Annotated in this window: 2 protein-coding genes and 1 pseudogene; all 3 read right to left on the bottom strand. The window is 69.8% G+C overall.

From position 1 onward, the window contains the following. On the bottom strand, nucleotides 1–632 hold a 632-nt coding region (locus tag U9977_RS26340), incomplete at its 3' end, for an FAD-dependent oxidoreductase (RefSeq protein WP_322751972.1). Between the two features lie 114 nt (nucleotides 633–746). After that, entirely contained in the window at nucleotides 747–3,185 is a 2,439-nt protein-coding gene (locus U9977_RS26335) for an FAD-dependent monooxygenase (RefSeq protein WP_322751971.1), read from the bottom strand. Then, nucleotides 3,182–3,644: pseudogene (locus tag U9977_RS26330) on the bottom strand (hypothetical protein); the annotation flags it as partial. The gene U9977_RS26335 and the pseudogene U9977_RS26330, both read right to left, overlap by 4 nt.

Raw genomic sequence — 3,644 nt, 5'->3', positions numbered from 1 at the left:
CCCCGGTTGACCGGACCTGGCGCCCGCCCCGACCGCAGCAGGTATCGCCGTGACCGGTACACCTCGTTAGCCGGCTCGTCGAAGGTCTCCTGGGCGAGCATCGCCGCGGTGAGGGCACTGCGCCGGCCGCCGCAGTCGACGACAAGATCCGCCGAATGCAGGCCGCCGTCATCAAGGCGTACTCCGTTGACCGCACCCCCGAACACCTCGATCGCCCGGGCGGTCCCGATGTGGATGGAGACCCTCGGCTCGGCCTCGACCAGCCGGCGCAGCACCCACTCGAACGTGCTGCGCCGGCACAGGAAGGAACTCAGCCCGTCGGGCAGGGCGACGTCCACCGCGCCGGCGCCGCGCAGCGCCGCCACGACGTCGGGCAGAGCGGTCAGCAGTTCGGAGCAGCCACGCGCGAGGAAGGCATGCGGCTGGTGCAGCTGCGCGACCCCGGTCCGTTTCCAGGCCGCAGCCGCATCAACCTGCGCAGGCACAGGTGTCTCGTCCCGCTCGAGGAGCGTGACCGCATGCCCTTCCCGCGCGAGCGCGAGCGCGAGGGTCATCCCCGCCGGCCCGGCGCCGCACACGACAACCCGCAGCCGTCGTGCGGGTCCCCTTCCCGATCCCAGCCACGATGCCATCCCAATCCCCTCTCGGTGTCGTGTGTCCGCGTCGTGCCTCCGCGTCGTGCCCCGTGTCGTGCCTCCGCGTCGCTCAGCTCCGCGCTACCGGACTCCGCGCTACCGGACTCCGCGCTACCGGGATGCCTGATCACCGCCGCCGAACACGGCGCGCAGATGGTCCTCAAGGGCACCCGTGAGGATCGGCCTGGTCCGGAAGCCCACGTGCCCGTCCGGGCGGATCAGGTAGGCGCACGGTCCGGCGGGCGCGTAGGCCGAGCGGAACGTCCGGCCGGTGTCATAGACGACGGGCAGGTCGACGCCCGGCGACGACGTGGCATCCAGATCCCGGACGAGATAGATGTCGACCAGCCCGGGAAACTGTTGCCGCATCGCGCCGGCCATCTTCTCGTAGCCACGCAGGTCTTCCTCGGTCGTGGACGCGTCCACGTAGATCAGCAACGTGTGCACGGTGCCGTGGGTCAGCTCGAACAGGCGCATCGGATGCCCGATACCGCGACGGGTCAGACCGTGCACGTCGGGCGCGCGGTCCCCGGCCGCCGGGGACCGTTCGGGCGCCTCCCAACCCAGTGCCTCGCCGACCCCCGGGGTGCCGTGGTAGCTCAGGGTCATCTGCATCTCGTCGAGGAACTGCGCCTTTTCGTCGGTGTTGTCCATCTCGTCGGTGAACGCCACCCGCACGGCGCGGTCCATGACCGCCCGGCCAGCTGGGCGGCGCTCGGCCTCGTAGGTGTCGAGCAGCCCGGGCCCGGCGTGCCCGCTCACGGCGAGCGCGAGCTTCCAGCCGAGGTTGTAGGCGTCCTGGATCCCGGTGTTCATGCCCTGACCGCCTGCGGGCGGGTGCAGATGCGCGGCGTCGCCCGCGACGAAGGCCCGACCGACCCGGTAGCGGTCGACGATCCCGTGACTGATCCGGAAGATCGACGACCAGCGGAGGTTGCTTCCGGTGGTGCCGGCCGGTGCCAGCCGGTCGAGCGCGACCTGAAAGTCGGCCAACGTCGGCGGTTCGTACTCCTTGGTGAAACCCGGCGGCACCTCGGTGCGGGCAGCCTCCGCCATGATCCGAGGCGGCGCCATGGTCGCCATCCGGTATCGGCCCTTGCCGCGCAGCGGGACGCACACCAGCATCCCGTCGAGCTCACCGTCGGTCATGTGCATGAACCGCAGCAGGTAGCCCTGCGGCATCGCCCAGTCGACGTCGAAGTCGGCCAGCATGAACAGCTGCGGGAACCGACCGGCCCCGGCGTTGAAGGACAGATCCAGTTCCCTGCGGACGACACTGTGCGCGCCGTCGCAGCCGACGATGTACCTCGCGCGCACCGTCTCCTGCGTACCGTCGGCGCCGGACAGCGCTGCGCTCACGCCCGAGGCGTCCTGGGTGAGACCGTGCAGCGCGAGGCCCCGTTCGATCGATCCGCCCAGCGTGCGCAGACGGTCGGTGAGGATCCGTTCCGTGTCGTACTGGGGCAGCCCGAGGTGGGCATACGGGAGCTCCGGGAGGTTCCATTCGACCCGGTGCGTCTGACGTCCGTTGATCATAACGATCTGGCCGTTGAACCAGATACCGGCGTCGACGGCCGCGCGGACGACGCCCATGTCCTCCCAGATCTCCATGGTTCGGCAGTGGACGCCGATGGCTTTGTCCGCCTGACTCGGCGGCTCGGTGCTCTTCTCCACCAGCCGGAACGAAACCCCGCGGCGGGCGAGCTCCACGGCCAGGGTCAGGCCGGTCGGTCCCGCACCGACCACCAGCACGTCGATGCTCGTGCGGGCCTCTCGCCGCCCGCTGACCGGCACCGGTGCGGCCCCGGTGCCGATGACAGTGCCGATGACAGTGGCGCTGGCGCTGGCGGTGCCGGTGCCGGTGGGCGGGGACGCGGACGGTTCCAGCTCCGCCACCGGGTCCGGCGGCCGGGCCGCGATCGTGAAGATACGGCGGGAGAACCCCCGGTTGAGGTACGGAATCAGCCCGGTGGTCCGGTCGGTATGACGCGGATCCTGTACCCAGGTGAGGAACGCGGCCTTCGACGCCCACTCGGCGAGCAGGTGGTAGGTGGGCGTTCCGGGTTCGTGCAGAAGCTCTTCACGGATGTGGCCGGGGACACCGCGCATGGCCGCGGCCACATCGAGGAAGGCCTGTTCGAAGATGTCCTCGTCACCCGCGGGTACGGTCGTGGTGACCAGGATGCGCACGGCCGATCCCCGGCCCGACAGGGTGTGTAGAACCTGGTAGGTGTGGCGGTCCGCATCATCGCGCAGCTCCCGCAACGCCGTGGTGACATGGTCGCGTCGCGGGCCGCGGCCGAAGGCGTCCAGTGCCGCCCGAGTCTCCCAGTCCGCGACGATCACATATTCGCCGGGAAGGTCCCGATCACGCATGAGGTCCTGGCGGATGTTGCCGGGCACCGTGCTGATGACCTCAGCCGCTTTCCGCCAGGCGTTTTCAAACTCATGTTCGCGGCCGGCGGTGGCACGCATCCGCAGCAGCGTACGTACCGTCTCGGTCTCGCTGAGTCCGGTCGCGGGGCCACCGGCCCTCTCGGGGTTGGTCATCGCTGCTTGTCCTCCGGTACTTTTCGAGTCAAAGGGGACACGCCAGAAGGCGAGCCTGGATGCTGATCGATCTCAGGGAAATCGATCTCAGGGCAACGGCGTAGGACGAGCGAGGTGTTGAATCCGTCGAACCCGCGCGCGTTGACCATCGCGGTGAACACCGGTGTCGGGGTCACCTCGGACACGAAGTTGAGCCGGCACCCCTGGGCCGGAGCGCGGGTGCCCGCGGTCGGCGGAAGAAGATCATGACGCATGGCCAGCAGCGCGGTAGCCGCATCCAGCGCCGCTCCACCCTGATAAAGCCGTCCCACCAGGGGTTTCTGGGTGGTGACCGCCGGCGATGCAGGTCCAAATGCCGCCCACATGGCAGCGCATTCGTCCCGGTCGGCGGCAGGGACGCCAAGCGCGTCCGGGAAGACGACATCGACGTCGCCCGGACGCACGCCGGCCCGCCGCAGC

Source organism: Protofrankia sp. Cas8 (assembly GCF_963555845.1).
Classification (GTDB): Bacteria; Actinomycetota; Actinomycetes; order Frankiales; family Frankiaceae; genus Protofrankia.
This window is presented reverse-complemented; position numbering and strand designations above follow the sequence as displayed.

What these genes read in the sequence shown, in the direction of transcription:
- U9977_RS26335 (WP_322751971.1), bottom strand. Translation starts at nt 3,185, where the DNA reads ATGACCAACCCCGAGAGGGCCGGTGGCCCCGCGACCGGACTCAGCGAG.